This window comes from Acidimicrobiia bacterium (assembly GCA_040289475.1).
GTDB lineage: Bacteria > Actinomycetota > Acidimicrobiia > ATN3 > PSLF01 > PSLF01.
In genome coordinates, this window is record PSLF01000001.1 from 166430 (window position 1) to 186844 (window position 20415).

At 55.3% G+C, this 20415-nt stretch carries 14 protein-coding genes; 10 read left to right on the top strand and 4 right to left on the bottom strand.

What is annotated here, in order from left to right; translation table 11 throughout:
• Positions 1–172 precede the first annotated feature (172 nt).
• The 3 genes from C4318_00770 to C4318_00780 are packed head-to-tail and all read left to right on the top strand — an operon-like array spanning position 173 to position 5519.
• Positions 173–1486 (top strand): hypothetical protein, encoded by a 1314-nt coding sequence (locus C4318_00770; GenBank protein MER3453681.1) that lies wholly within the window; start codon positions 173–175, stop codon positions 1484–1486.
• Positions 1483–3231: a hypothetical protein gene (locus C4318_00775; GenBank protein MER3453682.1), complete on the top strand. Its 1749-nt coding sequence runs from the start codon at positions 1483–1485 to the stop codon at positions 3229–3231. Before C4318_00770 ends, C4318_00775 begins: the two co-directional genes overlap by 4 nt.
• Positions 3232–3236: 5 nt before the next feature.
• Positions 3237–5519, top strand: coding sequence for a hypothetical protein (locus C4318_00780; protein ID MER3453683.1), 2283 nt, complete (start codon positions 3237–3239; stop codon positions 5517–5519).
• Positions 5520–5583: 64 nt separating this feature from the next.
• Here C4318_00780 and C4318_00785 read toward each other — a convergent pair whose 3' ends face one another.
• On the bottom strand, positions 5584–7095 hold the full coding sequence (locus C4318_00785; protein MER3453684.1) for a hypothetical protein: 1512 nt from the start codon (positions 7093–7095) through the stop codon (positions 5584–5586).
• A gap of 191 nt (positions 7096–7286) precedes the next feature.
• Positions 7287–10097 carry a hypothetical protein gene (locus tag C4318_00790; GenBank protein MER3453685.1) on the bottom strand — a complete coding sequence of 937 codons (2811 nt, stop codon included), beginning with the start codon at positions 10095–10097 and terminating at the stop codon, positions 7287–7289.
• A 390-nt stretch (positions 10098–10487) separates the two neighbouring features.
• Here C4318_00790 and C4318_00795 point away from each other — a divergent pair, with 390 nt between their 5' ends.
• The 7 genes from C4318_00795 (at position 10488) to C4318_00825 (ending at position 18025) form a co-directional block, all read left to right on the top strand.
• Entirely contained in the window at positions 10488–11768 is a 1281-nt protein-coding gene (locus C4318_00795; protein ID MER3453686.1) for an adenylosuccinate synthase, read from the top strand.
• Between the two features lie 97 nt (positions 11769–11865).
• Positions 11866–13164, top strand: coding sequence for a phosphoribosylamine--glycine ligase (locus tag C4318_00800; GenBank protein ID MER3453687.1), 1299 nt, complete (start codon positions 11866–11868; stop codon positions 13162–13164).
• A gap of 56 nt (positions 13165–13220) precedes the next feature.
• Positions 13221–14537 (top strand): adenylosuccinate lyase, encoded by a 1317-nt coding sequence (locus tag C4318_00805; GenBank protein MER3453688.1) that lies wholly within the window; start codon positions 13221–13223, stop codon positions 14535–14537.
• 40 nt (positions 14538–14577) lie between these two features.
• The gene (locus C4318_00810; GenBank protein MER3453689.1) at positions 14578–15474 is read left to right on the top strand and encodes a phosphoribosylaminoimidazolesuccinocarboxamide synthase; all 897 of its coding nucleotides are present in this window, start codon (positions 14578–14580) and stop codon (positions 15472–15474) included.
• 96 nt (positions 15475–15570) lie between these two features.
• The gene (locus tag C4318_00815; protein MER3453690.1) at positions 15571–17295 is read left to right on the top strand and encodes a hypothetical protein; all 1725 of its coding nucleotides are present in this window, start codon (positions 15571–15573) and stop codon (positions 17293–17295) included.
• A gap of 224 nt (positions 17296–17519) precedes the next feature.
• Entirely contained in the window at positions 17520–17735 is a 216-nt protein-coding gene (locus tag C4318_00820; protein MER3453691.1) for a hypothetical protein, read from the top strand.
• A complete protein-coding gene (locus tag C4318_00825; protein MER3453692.1) occupies positions 17732–18025 on the top strand; it encodes a hypothetical protein in 294 nt (97 codons plus the stop codon). Before C4318_00820 ends, C4318_00825 begins: the two co-directional genes overlap by 4 nt.
• A 60-nt stretch (positions 18026–18085) precedes the next feature.
• Here the strand turns inward: C4318_00825 and C4318_00830 are convergent, their stop codons facing one another.
• Entirely contained in the window at positions 18086–18619 is a 534-nt protein-coding gene (locus tag C4318_00830; GenBank protein MER3453693.1) for a hypothetical protein, read from the bottom strand.
• Between the two features lie 50 nt (positions 18620–18669).
• Positions 18670–20415, bottom strand: a 1746-nt coding sequence (locus C4318_00835) for a hypothetical protein (protein ID MER3453694.1), incomplete at its 5' end; no start/stop codon positions are given.

The following is a 20415-nucleotide window of genomic DNA, read 5'->3' on the forward strand; positions in this document are numbered from 1 at the left end:
GAGGTCGACACCCAAAACTTCGTCCTTCCCTCGCTGGACACCGCCGGGCATGCCACGAGGGGCGGCACTGGTTGGGAGAACTCCCAAATCGTGAGTTGAATAAATAGAGCGGGGTAGGCAGGTCTTCGTGTCTCGCAGGTCTCGTGCAATCGCATACTCGCTTCTTGGTTCTATGAACTGTGGGGTGGCTCTCGGCGTACTGGGGGTGCACTCTAGCCTTCAGATTCGCTCTGTGTTCCCTTTGTTTCGGTGGTGGGCGGTCGCTATGGCATTAGTGGCAACGGCCACTGCGTGGCTTCTACAAGTTGGTGACGTCGATCCCTCGACGACTACCCTTCCAAAGCTTTTGTACGGGGGTTTCAAAGTCGGAATCGTAACCTTTGCAGTGATCTCGACTGCTTCTGCAATCGCAGACCAATCGGTTCCCCGCCAGGTAACTCTGTCGTTTTTGGCTGCCTCGCCGTTCGTCGCAGTTTTAGCAGGATGGCCCGCCGCTTTGCTTGCCCGAGCAGCGAATCCGAATAGGTTGCTGGTAGTGGGCTCCTACGACGACGTACACCAACTCCAATCAGAACTTGAAGCTCATCCTTCGGTGAACGCCCGAATAGTAGGGCACGTCAACGGGTGTTCAGATGGATCTAGACCCAGCGAGATCGGGCCTTGGCTGGAACTAGGGCGCGCACGCTTCGTAGAAACAGCCGCTCGACTGAGCCCCGACGTAGTAATTGTGGACGCTCGCTGTTTAGATGAGTACGAGTTGGTATCCCAGATAACCGAGCTTCATGCAAGGGGTATAAAGGTCAGAACTTTCGTGGAATTTTACGAGCATATGTTCGGAAAAGTTCCGGTATCTGCGATCAACGAAGCATGGTTTCTGTTTGACACAGGCGAGCTGCATAGGGCCACGTATCAACGCCTGAAGCAGGTAATGGATTTACTCGGAGCAATATTAGGCACAACAGTTTTCCTGGCACTCTTACCTTTGATCGCGGCTGCCATCAAGTTAGACAGCAAAGGTCCGATTTTTTATCTTCAAGAAAGAGTAGGTAAAAATGGGCGTCGCTTTCGCCTCATAAAGTTTCGGACTATGCGAGAAAATGCGGAAGAGCACGGTCCACAATGGGCGACTGAAAAGGACTCTAGAGTTACGAGAGTCGGTGTGTTTTTGAGACGTTCTCGCCTGGACGAGCTACCCCAATTTATAAATGTACTGAGAGGCGAGATGAGCCTTGTTGGACCTCGTGCAGAGCGCCCCGAGTTTGTTGAAAGTTTGGAAGAAAAAATTCCCTTTTATGCCAGACGTCACTTAGTGAAACCTGGACTTACCGGGTGGGCACAAATCAAGTATCACTATGGATCCAGTGTTGAGCATGCCCTAGAGAAGTTGCAATATGAGTTTTATTACATGAAGCATCAGTCAATCTTTTTGGACATTTCGATAATTTTGAACACCTTGCGAGTAATGCTTTCACTCAAGGGCGTATGAGGAGAGTATTCAGAATCCCAGCTAGTGTAGGTGTGGGCTTCAGGCACGAAAAACCTCGCTTGCGCAAATGGTTAGAGATCGCACGGATCCGCCTCTCGCGCTATTTCGTGGAGGCATTCGAGCCATCGAGCGACGAAGAGGCTGCTCGCATAAGAGCAATGACAGGGGGAGTGGGAGCCCCTATCCTCCTCCCCTCCGCGCTCGTGGTCTCCCAGGCACACCGGGTGGTCCGAGAGCAAGCCGAGTCAAAGCAACGCTACAGTAGGCCCCCTCGGCGCAAGTACGTGCTGGTTCTATCGACGGACTCCAAGACCTACGGGGGTATACAGCGGTACGCCCAGGCCTGGTCCCAGGCTTTGTACGAGCTGGGATTCGCGCCTCGGACGATAGCCCTGTGGCCGAACGGCGTCCGAGAGAAGCCTCTAGGGATATCGCGCAGAGCCAGGTTCGCCGTCACATGCTTTCTCACCGCCCTAGTCAGGCGACCGTCGGCAGTGATCTGTACGCACATTGGTTTGTCGCCAGTCGCGATGATTCTGAAAAGAGCCTTTTCGATTCCGTACGCTGTGTCGCTGCACGGGGACGACTCGTGGGGTTATCCTCGCAATCCCATGGTTGAGGCTGCACTGAGAAACGCCGATTTGTTGGCGTCTGTGAGTCATTTCACCCGAGACGTCGTCTGTGCCAAGTCGGGTATCCCAAAGTCACGGACGTATGTAACGGGTAGCGTTCTCTCCCCCGAAATCGAGTTTCACTGCGCTCTGACAGAGCCTGCTTCCTACTACGAATCGCTCAGGGCTATTTACGGAAAAAACCTCGCTCATGAACAAAATTCGTCATCCGCTACGACTCTGCCGATCCTCGCCAGAGCCGTAGAAACAAGTCTTGCTGGGGAAAAGGAGTCCGGATTGCCAGGCCGACAAGGCAATCCGCTCGTTCTCACGGTTGCGAGGCTCGATGCCAATGCACCCTACAAGCGTCACGATTTGGTGATAAGGGCAGTGTCTGCGCTGCGCTCAAAGTACCCAGGGCTGCGTTACTGCGTAGTCGGGGATGGCTCGTATCGGTCACACCTCGAGGCGCTGACAAAGGAAGCGGGAGTCAGCGACGCCGTAGAGTTCACTGGTAAAGTACCCGAGTCGCAACTTGCCACACTTTACAAGAGCGCAAGTTGTTTCGTTATGCCCAGCCGAATCTCGTTGGATCCGCCCGAAGGGGAAGGATTCGGCCTCGTCTACCTCGAGGCTGGCGTGTGGGGCCTTCCGTCGGTCGCAGCCCGGGGTGGAGGGGCGTCGGAAACTGTTCTAGACGGCGAAACCGGTTTGCTCGCAGAACCTGACTCTTTGGAAAGCTTGATCGAAAAGATGGACACGCTGCTTTCTGATACTGCGCTAAGGGAGAGGCTTTCTAGACAAGCAAAGGTAAGGGCGTTGGAGTTTTCCTACCCTAGATTTCGCAGGCGGTGTAGTGCAGTGATGGCAGCCTTGGAAGCTGCAGAGAAAAGGGGGTGTGAAAACAGCAACGACACCCCAATGCTAGAGCCACGAGCCGCAGCTGTCTCCATAGAACCAGAGTATCCGCGAGACTCGCTCTTTCCAGCAGTCTCTTCTTCCCCCCTACCCCAGACTTATCCTTCCCAAACCGACAAAAACCTCTATAGCTCCCCTGAGCCAGGCAGAGACTGTCACAAGAGCAGCGACATTTACCCCAAAAACGAAGCAGGCCTGCCCGACCCTGTACTCTGATCACCATGAAACAGCTTGTGCAGTACGCATCCGGCGGCGAGGTCTGCCTGATAGATATCCCACGACCAGAGCCCAAGCCAAAACAGGTCCTTGTCCGTACGCTCGCATCTGCGGTGAGTACAGGGACCGAGCGAGGAAATCTTGACTTTGCGAGAGCGAGCATTCTGGAAAAAGCGCGACGGAGACCTGACCTTGTAGAAAAAGTAGTCACCAAGGCTCTTCAAGAGGGCCCTATGAACGCCTACCGTCAGGCTAAGGCTCGCCTGGACGAGCCTTTTCCTTTGGGATACAGCTCAGCGGGAGTGGTTGAGGAGTTGGGTGAAGGGTGCGCGCTTTTTCGCCCAGGGCAACTGGTGGCTTGCTCGGGAGCCAGGTTTGCAACTCACTCGGAGTTCGTTACCGTTCCCGAGACGATGTGCGCACCTATTCCCGAAGGAGTCAGCCTCGAGGATGCCGCTTTCTCTGCATTGGCAGCGGTTGTGATTCATGCCATGAGAAGGGGCGGCGTGGAGGTTGGCTCCCGCGTTGGCATTATAGGTCTAGGACTTCTTGGGCTTATAGGAGTGCAGGTTGCCAAAGCCTGCGGAGCAGTGGTAGTTGGAGCCGATGTGTCACAAGAGCGATGTGATCTGGCTTCTACATTAGGCGGCGACTTTTGTGTCGTGCCAACCGACTCGTCTGCCGAACTAGTGCGCTCCTTTTGCGGACCGACAGAAGGCGTCGATGTCGCCTTGGTGACCGCTACTTCCAAAACCAATGAGCCATTCGTGTGGGCAGCCGAGATCGCCCGGGAGCGAGGTCACCTTGTAGTCGTTGGTAACTTTCCACCCGATCTTCCTCGGCGATACGGCTACGACAAAGAGCTTACGATAGAGTTTTCGCGAGCGTGGGGACCAGGAACCTACGATCCCGAGTTTTATCTCCGAGGCCACGGTGAGGGATACCCGCTTTCGCTGGTGAGGTGGACCGCTCCTCAAAACATGCGTACCTACTTGGAACTAGTAGCATCGGGGAAGGTCTCGGCTCAGCGACTGATAACTCATCGATTCCCAATTGATCGGGCGGTCGACGCTTATCATGCTCTAGAGGATCCTGCCCAATCCCCTCTCGCTGTGCTCATCACCTATCCGACCTTATCTGAACGAGATAGCAGAGAGAGCGAGATACCTTCCCAGGCCTCCTCGAACTCGGCAATCACGGAAGAGGTAGCGTCTCGGCCTAAGCGACCCGAGCAACGTCGCCCTTTCCCTTTCTGGCTCGAATTGATCCGCCGGCGCCAAAAAATCTGCAAGAGCGCCGAAGTGAGCGATGTGAGCACGGTGCGGCTAGGAATAATCGGCGCTGGAAACCACGTGTCATCGTCTCTAATGCCCGCAATCTCTACGGTAGAGAGGGTGCAAGTAGAGGCAGTGTGTGCCCCGTCTGGTCTTAGAGCAGCAGAGCTTGCCAAAAAGTATGCAATTCCCGCTGTCTACTCGACACCAGAAGACCTCCTCTCCGATGAAGACATAGATGGCGTCGTCATAGCAACACGTCATGACACGCATGCCCAGCTTGCTGTGACAGCTCTTAACGCTGGCAAGCACGTTCTTGTAGAAAAGCCACTTTCTCTTACGATAGATGGCATCGAAGCTGTTGAGAAGGCAGCAACTCTGGCGGGTCGCGTCGTGTATGTGGGATTTAACAGGCGGTTTTCTCCCCTGACAAAGCTCGCCGTTGACCATGTCCGGGCCAAAGGTTCGGGCCCTTACTCCGTCTCTATTAGGGCCAATCCCGGCCCTCTCGAGCGAGGTCACTGGGTATTGGATCCAAACGAAGGCGGGGGACGCCTCCTCTCGGAAGGATGCCACTTCTTCGACCTGGCGTGCGCGCTCGTAGGAGAGGCCCCCTTGGCGGTGACCGCGTCTATCACAGAGCCCGAGGGCGAGCCATGGATGCAAGGATTCGGAGCTTTGGTCGAGTTCACCGATGGCTCCGTAGCCTCGATCGTGTACGCAGGGGCAGGGCCGGCCAGCTTTGGTAGAGAGCACTTCGAAATAGTTGGATCCTCCAGGGCGGCCTCGGTACACGACTTTCGCGTTGTCCGTAGGTCGGGGAGGTACAGAACTCGGTCTAATCGAACAGTCACTGCGCACAAGGGCTTCGTCGAGATGATCGCTTCATTTAGGGACGCATGTAGAGGAGGAGCTACAGGCCTTAGGCTCATGCAAGAAATGCTGCGTTCTTCGCGGCTCTCAGTGTCCGCGCAGCACTCGGCCAGAACGGGGGAAAAGGTTCGAGCCCTTTAACGATCTAAGTCATGCACCGCTACCCCGAAACTTCGCTTATAGGCAAGCTGGCTTGGCTTACCAATCAATCTGTAGTTGAATCCGCGAGGGGTTGGCGCACTTCGAAGAACATCAGCCAAGCAACCGCCGTATAAATTATGCTCCTGTGAACTAGGTAGACGATTAACGAGTCGAGGTGCGTGTTACTTATCGAAGCGGCCATGACCGAAGCAACCGCTACCAAGGCGAACTTCTTTTTTCTCGCCTTCCCGAAGAGGCGAGTGAATACGCCGAGAAGTGCTCCCGTCACAAAAGAGCCGAGGAAAACCCCGCCCTCACCAGCTCGCATGTAGAGCTCCCCCACATATCCAGGAGGGGATCCGGTAGTCGCCTTGAATCCTCGGTACACAACGGTCATGTACGCCGCCATGTCGTCTGCAGGCTTGTCTTTCCAGACAAATCTCGGGAACAAAGCACGTGGCAAAGCAGTGAAGTACCAATCTGCTCCTCTGTGAGGTACCAAGGATGGCGTCTTGTACAAAATTAGGGCGGTGTTTTCAAGAAAGTCGGCAAACTCTGCCGTCACAGACTCCCATACGTACACCACAGTTTCAATCGGATCGGAAGCAATGCCCTTGAAGGTGTATCCAACCGAGGTCTCTGCAGCAGTGAAGAAGTCATCTCGAGCAATGAGGCCAGCATTGATGTCTTGGCGGTATAGGAAATTACCCGGAGTTATGATTATTACGGCCAACGCGCCCGCAATGAGCGCCTTGTAAGGAAGTCGCCGCTTCAACCCCCATGCTGCCGCAATCGCCGGTGCGTAAGTCAGTATCGCAAAGCCCTTGAAGCCCATCACGACTACCGATAGCAGCTCAACTAGCGAGATCACCGATAGCAAAATAACTACCCTCGTTTTCTTTGAGCTATCCTTCGTCGTCATAAGCTCTACGACCAATGCAGCGATCGCGACCCAGGAAAACTCATACATATAAGTGAATGTCTGCCTGAATCCGCTCTCAGGCCTCGAGAAATCAGAGATATATCCGAAACGCCCGATTCCAAACAAATATCCTCTGGCAAAAAGTGAAAGGGCCCAAAAAAACACCACAAATACGAGGGACAAACTTCCCTCCAGGAGGCTGTGCTCTCCTCTTCTTTCTTCCTGCGGAATTATCCCTGGCCATACTGCAAAGTAGCCCGCAATGACGACCGCGTTAGCAACCATGACGTTGAATAGCGCCCAGTAAAGGTAGCTTTCGTGACCGATGAGGTCCCAGTGTATGGGCGTGGTACCCAAAAACTTCGGTAAGGAGGCGATGCCGAACGCGAACAACCACCACAGCGTAAGCATCATGATCGGCTGAGGAAACGTCCAAGGGGTGCGAGACCACAGAGGGTTGCGAACTGCAATCGCCATGCCGACATAAAAAGCCAGCATGAGACTGACCAGAAGTAGGTTTTTAGATGCTATCCCGAGAGTGACAATAGCCCCTAAGATGCAGATGTAAAGAAGAGCTTTCCCAACATGCTGGATTTCGGTGCCAGAAAATGATGCGTCGTCAAAGCGGCCTTGGCCTATCGCCAGGGATTTCATATCTAGGGTGCTATCTGCCATTATGACCGCATCCGCTAAGACAACTACAGGGCCGGTGTCTACGGTACTCTAGCACGAATTTTTCGAAGTAAAAGCAGCAGGGCGACCCTTCTTTCTGAGGGTCGCCCGGCGCTACTTCCCTGTGCTCCTGGCTGTCTCTCTCCTCTAGAGGGAGACACCAGCATGCTTCATCACGGCGGAGTATCTTGGTTGATACCAGTCGCCGGAGCGTTCACATTGGTCGCCGCGGTGAAGCTAGTCTGATTCAGATACCACCGCGTCTGCCCTGCGGCGGGAATGAACCTGAGTCGGTACTGATACCCAGATGCCGCGGTGGTTGGCACCTTGGCTGAGTAGTTACCTGAGGCATTGGAGACGACATTCGCCGCGTTGTGTAGGCCATCCTGGGTGTATGCCGTGACCAGCGTGTTGGCTACCGGAGCACCGTTTTGTGTTGCGAGACCTGAGATGTTTCCGGCGTCCCTCAAGCTGAAGTTGGCTGTCCCGGGAGCTGTAACAGACGTTGCCTCTCCATAGGACCATGCGCCGTCGAACCACTGAGACTCCCGCTGTGAGGTACTAGCTGTTAGCACTTTGTAGCTTCCAGCAGGAACCACTAGGTTGTAGCGGCCTCCAGTGTTGGTCGACGTCCACGCCGTGAACGCGCCCGTCGACGCGTTGTATGCATAGACCGGGGCTCCTGGAATGTTGGCGGCTTCGCCTAGACCATCCCCACCTGTGCCTCTGGCCTTTACGTACCCCTGTAGCGTACTCCCCGCAGGCAAGTTGAAGTTTATATTGGACGATGGCGCGCTGACTAGCGTAGCTGTGTTGTAGGAGTCCGCATTGTTGTACCACTTACCCTGTACTGTGCCATCGCCTGGAGCGTACAGCTTGTACAAGTTAACTCCAGTAGCCACCCGAGCACTGTATGCACCGCCAGCGCTGGGGACGGAGGTAGCTACGTAAACCAGCTGACCGTCGGAGCTGCGGTACACATACACCGGCTCTCCCCTACTAGGAACTGCACCGTTGTAAAGGAGCGTTCCCGAAATGCTCGCGCCGGAGGCAAAGTTGGTCGTCACCAGTGATGCTGGCGGCGTCACTGTCGCTCCGGAGCTGAAGTTGGGGGCTGGCGTAGCGGATCCGGAGTACCAACCTACTAGGTCGGGGTTGCCAGCACCGTCGGCCACTTGGAATCGAACCTTCGCAGAGGCTGCCCGTACGTCGACGTTGTACGTCCCGGTGCCTGACAGCATCGTATAAGTCGCCTCAAACTGCGACCCGGTCGAATCCCAGATATAGACACCGCCCGAGTCGGTACCGGCAGTCCAGCCACCGTTGCGCGTTACGGACCCAGTGATCGGATTCCCAGTTGATAGCGTCGTGGTAATGGTGCCTGAGTCGCCAACCGCAAGCGGGGTAGGACCGACCGATGGTGTCCAAACTCCGGCGGTGTTCCAGTCGTTTATCCCACTAGCTGGCGGAGTGCTCGAAGCCCACCTCGAGACGTTCCCGTCTCCCGAGGGCGACGAGACTAGAACCTTGTAGCGGGTGCCGTGATTGGTACGTATGTACCATCGGCCATCGGATTGCAGAGAGTTATGCGGGAAGTCGACCTGGCCTCCTCGCACCCGAGCACACCCGTAGCTCGATACGGCTATCCCTGGGTCAGGCCCTGCAGGAGGTCCAAAGCCGTCATACGGGATAGCTCCTCCTCGGCAGGGTACAGCAGCCGAAGCGGTTGTGTTCTGGCCGTTGGGAGGGGCATTTATCAGCTGACCCGTGTCCGCGTCGAAAGCGTAAACATATGCGTTCTGAAGGGGCCGGCCCGAGCTGTGGGCCACTGCTCCCATGAGTCCGGTGGGACAGTTCGGGTAGCCGATCGTTGGCTTGTCGATAGAGCCCGAGTATATGGCATGGCCGGGTGACGTCACATCGTCAGCCAAAGTTACCCTCATCCGAGCGTTTGAGCAGGCCAAAGGAGCTTGGCCTATACGCTTGTTAGACGAGTAGAAATGGATTGCCGGTGCCAAAGAATAAATAGCAACGCACGGGTTGTCGGTGCCACCACCGCAGTTCTTGTAGTCAGGCGGGGGTGGGCCTCCCGCTCTAGCATCCCAGTTCTGGTAAAGGATCATGTTAATCGCGCCCGGCACCGGATCGTCATGGTAGATGTAGGCGTCCCCATAGACAGCCGAGTCTACAGTAGCAATGCTTATAGTCGCCCTCGCGCAAGCGGCGAACTGGAAGTGGTTATGTGCCCAGCGCATTCTTCTGAAATCGTAGAGGCGGCCTTTAGGATGGGTAGCTCCATTGTAGGGCGGAGTCGTAATGTACCCAGGACCGCTGTCCTGTGTGATAACCGCAATGTGAATCGGGCCTTCCCCTCCGTTAGTACCGAAGGAAGGTTGTTCCCCGTTGGTCCATCCTCTGCACCATCCGCCTAAATTTACGCCAGTGGGGATCGCCCTGGCCCAAGTGCACGCGCTGGCGATGAAAAAGTTGACGCATGCTCTCGCCGTCGCAGTCCCCGCATCGGGATTACCGGATAGGTTCGTTGGGTTCGAACCTGGGTCGCCGGGCCTTCCCCCTCGACCTCCCAGCACAAAACCATTGGACAGCCCAGCTGCAGTGGCCGACAGTACCTGAAAATCAGTGTCGGGAGAGTAGCCCGGCTCCAACGTAATCGTGATTGTGCTAGTGTGTGCATCTGCGCGTCGCATGAAGTTAATCTCGCAGCTAACACCACATCCAACTCTACTTCTAAGAGAGTCGTTCTGGGTGATTATCCTCATCTCGGGAGTGGACCCAGCGTCTAAAGCCCACTGAGGTGACGACGTTGAAGTAACTAGGACCTCTACCGAGTTTAGTAGAGGATCGGCACCTATGGTTACGGCACTCGACTGCTGGGGCGGACTGAGGGCTACGACCAGAGAGTACACGATTGCCGAGACACCTACAACCCCTAAGACCCTGCGCCTTACCGATGCAGCGAGCATGACTCTCTCCTTTTAATTAACCACACCCCGGCGTTACAGCCGACCTCTGCGAGTGCTTGTCACCGCACACTCCCCAAACACAACATAGGTGCGCGCCTTTAGGAAGGACGCGCACCCTGCCACCCGCTGTAAGCTTCGGGAAGATTGTATCATCGCCTCATCAGCCAAGCAAGACGGACGTCTTTACTAAATTATCCGTGGCCATTTCTAACTAGTCATTCCGCCCTTGGTGCCAATGCCGCAGGCTCCGACGGCTTTCGCCGCTATATTGCATGAGCTTCTATATTGCTGTTGCTTGCTTGGGGCCCTTCGCTGTAGGGACTCCCGCTGTAGAGAGAAAACGGAACGAAGAGAATCGTTTTGTGAAGACTTCCAGGAGGTGCCGAGGTAGTGCCTGCGACTGTGATTATCGGTGGGCAGTGGGGCGACGAAGGTAAGGGCAAGTACACAGACCTGTTCGCCGCCGATTCCGACTACGCTGTTCGTTTTCAGGGCGGCAACAACGCAGGTCACACCGTCGTTCCTGCTGACAGAGGCAAGCCCATCCGTCTTCACCTGGTTCCTTCATCTATCAGGCGCTCAAACTGTACGCCCGTCATTGGAAACGGTGTCGTAGTAGACCCGGAGGTTCTCGTTGGCGAGGTGGCAAGCCTCGGCGCCTCTGGATTCGACATGTCGAAGCTAAAACTGTCAGCCAATGCGCACCTGATCATGCCGTATCACAAGGTTCTCGACCGAATGACCGAGCGGTATCTGGGAAAGAACAAGGTTGGCACTACAAAGAAAGGTATCGGCCCCGCGTACGCCGATAAGGCAAGCAGGATTGGGCTGCGAGTTCAAGACCTCTTCGATGAAAAGATCCTCTTGGAAAAGCTGGAGTCTATTCTCAAAGAGAAAAATCAAATCCTAGCCAAGGTGTACAACCAACTTCCCGAGGACCCAACACATGTGGCCGAAGTCTACAGCAGCCTCGGAAAGAAACTTGGCCCCTACGTATGCGATACTTCCGCGCTTTTGAACGATGCACTAGAGCACGGTGCCCGGGTTCTACTCGAGGGAGCCCAGGGGACAATGCTCGACATAGACCACGGGACTTACCCTTTTGTGACCTCGTCAAGCTGCACCGTTGGTGGTGCGTGTTCGGGATCCGGGGTTCCGCCAAAGCACATCGACAAGGTAGTAGGGGTAGTCAAGGCATACGTGACTAGGGTAGGGTCGGGACCGTTCCCAACGGAGGCCGACAAAAAAACGCAGGAGTTTTTGGTGGAAAAGGGCCGAGAGTTCGGGACCACGACCGGCAGGCGGCGCAGGTGCGGATGGTTTGATGCGGTAGTAGTACGTTATTCCTCTCGCATCAACGGTTTTGACGAAATTCACCTAACAAAAGTCGACGTGCTGGGAGGCATGCCTGCAATTCCGGTGGCCGTGGCCTACGAGTTCTCGGGCCGCCGAATCGAGGAGTTGCCATACCACCAGAGCGAAATTCATCACGCTCGACCCGTTTACGAGGAGCTTCCTGGGTGGGACACCGACATTTCAACTGTCCAAAAACCAGCTGATTTGCCGTACCAGGTCCGCCAATTCGTGGATTTTGTAGAAAAGACGTGCAAATGTCACGTCGCCTCGGTTTCGGTAGGGCCTGCTGAAGACCAGACGGTTTATCTCGACTAAAAGCGATGTCGGATAAAACAAAAATGCACAACAGAGCGACAACATCTATGCCTCATTAGGCAGGTGTGCGGCGTGCGGTCAGTAGACGAAAAGGTGGGTGGCAGGCGTGAGCGCTAGTTCGCTATCGGTCATGGTAGTCGGATCCGGTGGCCGCGAGCACGCAATCTGTTGGGCGCTGGCAACAGATGCATCCGTGGAAAAAGTGGTGGCAGTACCGGGAAATCCAGGCATTGCCTCCCTCCAAAAAACCGAGTGCATCGAGGCCAAGATTTCTGACTTTGCCACTCTTGTAGACATCGCTGAGGCAAAGCGAGTAGACGTTACCGTCGTCGGTCCCGAGCTTCCCCTCTGCGAGGGAATCGCAGATTACTTCAGGGCTTCGGGTCAGAAGCTCTTCGGCCCTACTATGGCAGCCGCGAGATTGGAATCCTCGAAGGCCTTTGCAAAACAGCTGATGATTCGTGAGGGAGTGCCCACGCCAAAGGCGCGGATTTTCGATGGATTCGGTGATCTGGAAGATGCCATCCACCACATAGCCAAGTCCGAACCTCCCTGGGTCATAAAAGCCGATGGGCTCGCCGGCGGCAAGGGCGTGCTGGTCACTACCGACGAGCAAGAGGCGATCGAATGGGCGAGAGCCTGCCTTTCCGGTGAAAAGTTCGGTTCTTCCGGTAGCAAGATCCTAATTGAAGAGTATTCTCCCGGCAAAGAAGCATCCGTGTTAGTCGTAACCGACGGCAAAAATCTCCTCCCTCTCCCGGTAGCCAGAGACTATAAGCGCCTTTTGGATGAAGACCAGGGCCCCAACACGGGAGGTATGGGTGCTTTTTCTCCAGTCCCCGAAGTAGACGACAGCCTTCTCGACCAAATCATGGACACCATCTTCGAGCCAGTTTTGGCAGCTGTTAGAAAAGAGTGCGAACCCTATGTGGGCGTGCTTTACGGTGGCTTGGTCCTTAGCGAAGAGGGACCCAAGGTCTTGGAGTTCAATGTTCGCTTGGGCGATCCAGAGGCTCAAGCCGTACTCCCCCGACTAGGACCACAGCTGGCAACAGTCTTAGATGCCACATTATCGGGTGACCTCGACAGAGTATCGATACACCCTGCCCATAACGCGGCGGTCACCGTTGTGCTTGCAGCTCAAGGCTACCCAGAGAGGCCACGTACAGAGGATCCCATCTTCGGACTGGACGAAGCCTCCCAGCACGAGGGGGTTACGGTGTTTCATGCAGGTACTGCCCTTTCTGGAGGGCAACTACTCACGGCTGGGGGCCGTGTACTCGATGTCTCGGCCGTCGGGAACGACCTGAGGGAGGCCAGGAAAAGCGCATACGAAGCACTTTCTTCCATTTATTTCGAGGGAATGCAATATAGAACCGACATAGCACAGGACTGACAGATGGGTGGGCTTAGAATGTTGTACGTCGCAGCAGTACATCTTCGATCATGACCTTGCTGGACCGGTACAGCCGGCCGGAAATGCGGGCTATCTGGAGTGACCAGTCCAAAATCGACAAGTGGCTCCAGGTAGAAGTGGCCGTCGTACAAGCTTGGGCTCGAGAAGGCGTAGTACCGGTCGCAGACGCCGAACATATAAAAGAGCGTGCCTTCGCTAGCCCAGAGGAAGTGTCGCGCAGAGAAGAGACCATCCGCCACGACTTGGCTGCCTTTGTCGACGTGGTCGCCGAGCGATGTGGAGCCGCCGGACGTTGGTTTCACTTCGGGCTCACTTCCTCCGACGTCTTGGATACGGCGCTCGCTCTGCAACTGAGAGAAGCAAACACACTGATAAGAAGGGAAGCGGTCCGCTATTTCAACTCGCTCAAAGCGAGGGCCCTAGACCATGTCAAGACTGCGTGTGTCGGACGGACTCACGGAATACATGCTGAACCCACAACCTTCGGCGCAAAGCTGGCATCACACGCTTTCGAGGCGCTGCGGTTTATCGAGCGGTTCGACGCGGCTTCCGAGGAAGTGCGAGTCGGCAAAATCGCTGGTGCCGTGGGGACCTACTCAACAGTGCCGCCACACCTAGAGGCAGCCGTTTTGGGAGAACTTGGCTTGAAGCCCGAAAGTGCTCCTACTCAGATTGTTGCGCGCGATCGCCTTGCGTTCTACCTGGGCGCCTTGTCCTTGGGAGCTGCGGCCGTTGAACGCTTCGCATTAGAAGTTAGACACCTGCAGCGCACCGAAGTAGCCGAGGTGGAAGAGGCATTCACCGAAACGCAGAAAGGGTCGTCGGCGATGCCCCACAAGAGAAATCCGGTAGGAGCCGAGAGATTGTGCGGATTGGCGCGCGTACTGCGGTCTGCTCACAATGCCGCAGAAGAAAACGTCGCACTATGGCACGAGCGCGACATAAGCCACTCCTCGGTAGAAAGGGTGATGCTCCCACTGGCGACCGCGACGCTCCACTTCATGCTCTCGGAAGCGGCATCGCTGGCTGCAAACATGAAAGTGTTCTCTGAACAGATGATGAGCAACCTTGAGCTCACGCAAGGGTTGGTATACAGTCAGCGCCTGTTGCTGGCTCTCGTCCGCAGCGGTCTGGAAAGAGACAGGGCCTACCGGGCTGTTCAAGCAGCCGCGATACGAGCTTCCGAGACTCGAAAGCCTTTCATTGACACCGCTTTGGAGGACCCGGATATTACCGACGTGCTCTCTTCTGAACAGGTCAGGGAGTGCTTCAATCTCGATTCCGCTCTCTCGAACCTGTCAGTGATATTCGATAGGCTGAGGGACGCGCAACCACCGCCCTCGCCTGATTGATTGGGCGGGGCGGCGAATTCGATGCGACTAAGGAGAGGCTATGCCAGCAATAAAAATCAGGTCGGGAAAAGTTCGGGAAATTTACGAAGCCGGAAATGGGCAATTGTTGATGGTGGCCACGGATAGAGTTTCGGCATACGACGTAGTGCTCCCCGATCCAATTCCCGACAAAGGCAAGGTTTTGACAGGACTCACGGTATTTTTCGCTTCTCGGATCGAAGACATCACCGATACTCACCTCATAACGAGCGATCCCGCCCAATTTCCCGAGGGATGGGAGGATACCGAGGGATTAGACGACCCTATTGGTAGGACCATGCTCGTTCATAAAGCCGAGATGATTCCGGTAGAGTTCGTTGTGAGGGGATACTTGTTCGGCTCTGCCTACGAGGAATATGCGAGATCAGGTAGCGTAGCCGGAATAAAGCTGCCTACAGGCCTCTCGATGGGACAAAAGCTGGAACACCCAATTCTCACGCCTACTACCAAAGCAGAGGTCGATCACGACGAGCCTCTTACCCACGCCGAAGCAGCAGAGGTGTGTGGCACGGCAGTTTTTGAAGAGGCTCGGGACAAAGCAACAGCTGTTTTTGAGCGGGCATCGAAGATTTGTGAGGATGCGGGATTGATATTGGCCGACACTAAATTCGAGTTCGGCTTCGTGTCGGGAGAGCTGGTTTTGGCAGACGAGATACTTACTCCTGATTCCTCCCGCTTTTGGTCAGCAGCGGAGTACGAGATTGGCAAATCTCCTCCCAGCTACGACAAGCAGTTCGTGAGAGACTATCTTGACTCTATAGGGTGGGACAGAAAGCCTCCCGCTCCCCGGCTTCCTGAAGAAATCGTTTATGCGACGCGGCGTCGTTACCTTGAAGCATACGAGAAACTGACAGGAGAGCCTTTTAGCGAGTACCTGAACAGATACACCGCTGGATAAGGACCTTCTCTAGGCACAAGAGTCGAGAGGGCGCGGCCAACGGGGTTTATCTGGCTTTGCTGGGATGAGTCGAACTATGTGGCAGCAGGAACAAACATGGAAGAGCAACGGCGAGCATTAGAGCTACGTGATTACATAACTATCTTAAAGCGGCGCAAGTGGTTCATTATCGTTCCTGCGACTTCGATCGTAGTAGCTACACTCATAGCTTCGGTTTTGACGACGCCGATATATCAGGCCTCTACCGACATCATGATTACCCTCAATCCTCAGGCCGCAGCTGTGGCCGATATATCAGTTCCTGCGGTCGACGCGCAACGGGAGTTACAAACCCAGATACAAGTAATTCTTTCGAAGCCAGTCGCAGAAGAGGTCGTGAAGAGACTAGGACTGCAGTCTGGCCCCGAAGCCGTGCAGTCAAAGATAAGCGCGCAGATTCTGGGCCAAACCAACATAATACGAGTCTCGGCTCGGCATCCCTCACCGGCCATGGCCCGCGACCTTGCTAACAACGTCGCCGGAACTTACATAGACCTTAGGCGAAAAGCAGCTTTGGACAACTACGCAAAACAGGCCGCTGAGATTCAGCAGAAACTGGACGAGGCCACCGCTGAACTCAAAAAGTCCGAAAACGAGTTGAATGCGGCGATTGCGGCGGCAAAGGGAGAGAAGACGCCCGACATTGCCCAACAAGCCGCCGTACAGGCGATCGCGAGTCGACGGGACCAGGCAGCAGCCGTCCAGAACTTTTGGAAGACCGCTTTAGACAAGCTTCAGATACAGAGTGGTTTGCAGAATATGGCTGCAGAAATCGTCTCGCCGGCGGCCCTGCCGACCTCCCCTGTAGAACCAAAGCTCGGCCGCCAAATGGCATTTGCACTTGTAATCAGTTTCCTACTAGGTACTGGCCTAGCTTTTGCCGTCGACTACCTAGACGATTCGATACGCTCCAAGGAAGAAGCAGCCAAAGCATTCGGGGCCCCGATCTTGGGGATGGTGCCCCGGGCACAGAGTTGGACCGACCGATCAGAGGCGATGCTCATATCGCTGAGAGATCCCGCCTCCACTATCGCCGAGGCATATAGATCGATTCGGACCAACCTACAGTTCTCGCTCCTCGACAGCGAGAGGCGAGTGCTCATCGTATCGAGTGCGTCGAAGGGCGAGGGCAAGACCGCAACCGTTTCTAACCTTGCGGTCGTACTGGCACAGTCAGGAAAGTCGGTCATCGTGGTTGACGCGGATCTTAGGCGTCCTCGAATCCATCGATATTTCCACCTGGGAAACAGCCAGGGACTCACGACCGCGATTCTCGCAGAACGTCCTCTGGCTGATTTACTCCAGCGTCCCAGGCTTGCCGGATCCCCACCAAACTTGTTGATCCTTGCCTCGGGCCCCAAACCACCCAATCCTGCCGACCTTTTGGGATCGCAAAGAATGTCCGACATCCTAGACAGCCTCGCAAAGCTGGCCGACTTTGTCCTTGTGGATACGCCGCCAATAATCCCGTTGTCAGATGCCGCTGTCTTGGCACCAAGGGCCGACGGCGTGATTTTGGTTTCTCGAGCTATAAAGTCAAGCCGGAGGACAGCCCGATTCACAAAAGAACGAGTTGACGCCGCCGGTGGACACGTTGTCGGAGTCGTTCTAAACGAAGTGACCCCGGCCTTCGGAGAAGCTGGCTACTACTATTACTACGACTATTACTACTATATGAACGAGCATTACACACTAAGCACCCGGCCTAAGGCGGGCATATCCGCATTAATTCCAAGAAGACTACGCCGATCCTCTGCTGGCGCGCGCGCTGCCACTGGATAGCGCTGGATAAAGACTGGCTGCATTTTCTCAGGTGCTGGTACCTCTAGCTTTTTAGGGTCTGGTCGAAGCGCAGACTATACAGAGGAGCACTTTGCGTCCCGATATCTAAATTTGCCGGCAGACACTCTTGCGCTCGAAGAAAGCCTACTCGGTTGGAAAGACTGAGCCAAAAGCCCGATTCATAGGAGGTTTCATGGGCTGGTGCTACACCTTTGGCGTGCGTTGTGGAGCTGGATGCAACGATCCGATGGTGGTACGAGAAGGCTCGAGCACCTGTGGGTGTGCTTCATGCGGAGCTATCTGTCGAGGTCAGTTCTCCAACTGTCACGAAATCGTGTTCCGTCCCGGGGGCCTCGACTTTCAGTTACGGTGCTTGCCCGATGAGGTACTCGCGCATCTCGGCCAAAGCCTCTCGAGCTCGCGTCGGAATGAGACGATGAAAAACGCTCACCTTGTCATCAGAGATTCGGGGGCTCGCTCTGATACGACACCCTCCGCAGCGCAGCGGTTGTCATCACAGAAAGTGTCAGCTAACCTCTCGCCGACTCCTCCTGTCTCCACCCTCTCTTTAGGGGAGCTTCACGCCGGGTTCGTAAAGCTCATCGAGACAACTGCAGCTATCAATCTGTCCGTGGCTAAACTAGAGGCCGAGGTTGCATCCCTAAGAAGAGATCTCACTGCCCTTTCCGCCGCTGTCCTTGACGGAGGCTTACAACACCGAGCTGAATAGGTTTCGGCGATTTATGGTTTCTATGGCTTTGCCGTGAGTGATCCTAAAAGCGATCGCAGATCATAATTCTTCGGCCCTGCGCCGGGCATAAACTAGCAGCAGTCCTCCTGTAGCTACCATGAGCATTCCGCCTACCACGAGTTTTCCAAGATTCTGGCTTCCCGTGAACGGAAGTTGGCGACCGGGTACGGGCGCTGCAGCACCAGCGACCCTCACCGTAATCGTGTTGCAGAGCTGCTGAACAGTCTCGGACGGAGTCATTCCAGTAAAGCAAACAGTGTATGTCCCAGGATCTGATGGGGCGACCAAAGACGCGAAGCCGCACCCGTCGGGCCCTGCCGAGATGGATGAGACCGTGGTCCCTGCGATCGTGACATCTATAGCGGTTCCGGGAGCGAAGCCGCATCCCTTAGCTGTAAAAGGACCGCTGGGGGCTGGAAAATTGGTGCTCAGCTCCAAAACGTTGGGAGAGGGCGGTGTCGGCGTATACACCTGAGCAAGAGCCAACGGACCCAGCGCCGCGTACGCAAGCGCGGATAGCGCCAAGGTCGACACCACCTTTACAATCCCGCGGCTCGGTTTTTTATGTGCCATATTCTTCGTTATATCCACGCCTCTTACTCCACCTCCCCGATCACTTACCCCTACCCAGAGAATCGAACTGCAGCTTCCAGATGGATTCTGGATGGCGGCGAGTTCGAATAGTATAGCCTGCCTTTGCTCGCTTCGCTATAGCCACTTGTTGGTTCGAGACTACCCTTCCCCTCTAAGACCACCTCCGAACTGAACTGGTCTGCTCTAATTCTAGGCTGTGGGACGTACTCGAGCGAGTATGTCATCCTCCCGGCAGCGTCTATGAAAAGGTGGTTATCTGGCAGTTTGTAAGTAAAGGTAAGCGTCTCTTTGGAGCCCGGAGGAACCTTCACTAGCCAAGAAAAGGCCGCCATCCCTCCGTCGGGAAGATCGCTTTGTACTCTAAACTCCCCACTGTCTAGAAGCTCGGAACCGAATGGGGCATACCAAGTTAGGTAACCCAGGTACTCTCCTTTTTCTCTCTGAGCCTGCCCGGGACCTGTGGCACCGCCTACATACTCCGGCAGATCTACGGGTGCGCGGTTTTCGATGGTAAATGACACCGTAGCGCGAGCTCTCCCGCCGGAGTCGATCTCGAGCCTGTGAGAAATTGAGTTATTCACGTAGTAGTCGACCTTGTTCCCGCCTAGATTGATCAACGAGTAACTGGCTACATCGCTCGAGCGCGCCTCTGAAATGCCTTGCTGGTCGCCGACCCTTGATTGCTCCGCGTTCGTCAAAATCCTTCCCCCTAGAGAAACCTTTATGAGCTTCTTCTCCACAGCGGTGTCCGCGACCCACATCCACAGCCTCCTCTCAGCCGTGGCCTTGGCGATCGAGCGAGCTAGCTTTTCGGCGGCGGAGCCTCGAATGTTAAAGGAAGCCCCAATTGCCTTTGCGGCTGCTTCTACTAAAAACTCCTTCCGCTGTGCCTGATTGCCGAAGTAAAAGTAAGCTTTGTTCATGGTGTAATCGGCAAAGTTCGATGCATCGAGCCGCACATTAGGGTTTTCGAAATCGAGCGGGCCTGTGGCCGATAGCAGGTAGCCCACGGCGACACCGTCCATATAGACCACCCCGTCGACAGTGCGACCGGTCTTCGCTCTATACATAGCCGCCATCGAGGATCCAGATGCCTCGGTATCGACGGATACGTTCGTGCGCTGCCAGGCGAAAGTTGGGTTTGCCCAAGACCAACGAGCGTGGAAGCCAGGCTCCAACGGTACCGGGACTGGCTCAGAGAGCTGAAGCTCGGTAACCGAGCCGAAGTGGCTCCAGCTCAAGGCTCCTCCTGTAACATCCAAGATTCCGTACGCAAGCACCATGCCGTTCGAGTTCATCTCCGCATTGTTTCCGATAGCCACTAGGTAAGTACGCCTTCCCCTTGCTCCGAACAGTTCGGGCGCGACATCGAGATAAACAGAGGCCTCCTCAAGCCGGTTTCGGACATCGCCTACGCGCTCGAGAAAATCCATCCGAGCCTTTGCCACAGTCCCAATCAACATCGAGCGCGGCGACTGTTCTACTGCGTAAACACCCTCTGCCACCGCAGAGGTAGCTCTTGCTACGGGCTCTTGTAATACTTCGAGTTTGTCAACGTCTACTCGTCCGTTTTCTATGGGAAAGCGAAGGTGGCCTCGCTCATCTTCAAGCACTTGTGCTTGATCGAGAACAACTGCCCCCGCGTCGCTAACCTTCGTTCCGGCTACCGCCAGTGCTGTGGCAACTTTTACGTTCGAGCCCACCACGGGAACCTTCCTTAAAACTTTGATCTCGAGGGAACTGAGGAGGTTCCTAGCCCTAACGAACTCGTCAGT

Bases quoted from the DNA above. Each gene is read 5' to 3' on its own strand.
- C4318_00770 (MER3453681.1), top strand. From the start codon at position 173: ATGAACTGTGGGGTGGCTCTCGGCGTACTGGGGGTGCACTCTAGCCTT.
- C4318_00775 (MER3453682.1), top strand. From the start codon at position 1,483: ATGAGGAGAGTATTCAGAATCCCAGCTAGTGTAGGTGTGGGCTTCAGG.
- C4318_00780 (MER3453683.1), top strand. From the start codon at position 3,237: ATGAAACAGCTTGTGCAGTACGCATCCGGCGGCGAGGTCTGCCTGATA.
- C4318_00785 (MER3453684.1), bottom strand. From the start codon at position 7,095: ATGAAATCCCTGGCGATAGGCCAAGGCCGCTTTGACGACGCATCATTT.
- C4318_00790 (MER3453685.1), bottom strand. From the start codon at position 10,097: ATGCTCGCTGCATCGGTAAGGCGCAGGGTCTTAGGGGTTGTAGGTGTC.
- C4318_00810 (MER3453689.1), top strand. From the start codon at position 14,578: ATGCCAGCAATAAAAATCAGGTCGGGAAAAGTTCGGGAAATTTACGAA.
- C4318_00815 (MER3453690.1), top strand. From the start codon at position 15,571: ATGGAAGAGCAACGGCGAGCATTAGAGCTACGTGATTACATAACTATC.
- C4318_00825 (MER3453692.1), top strand. From the start codon at position 17,732: ATGAAAAACGCTCACCTTGTCATCAGAGATTCGGGGGCTCGCTCTGAT.
- C4318_00830 (MER3453693.1), bottom strand. From the start codon at position 18,619: ATGGCACATAAAAAACCGAGCCGCGGGATTGTAAAGGTGGTGTCGACC.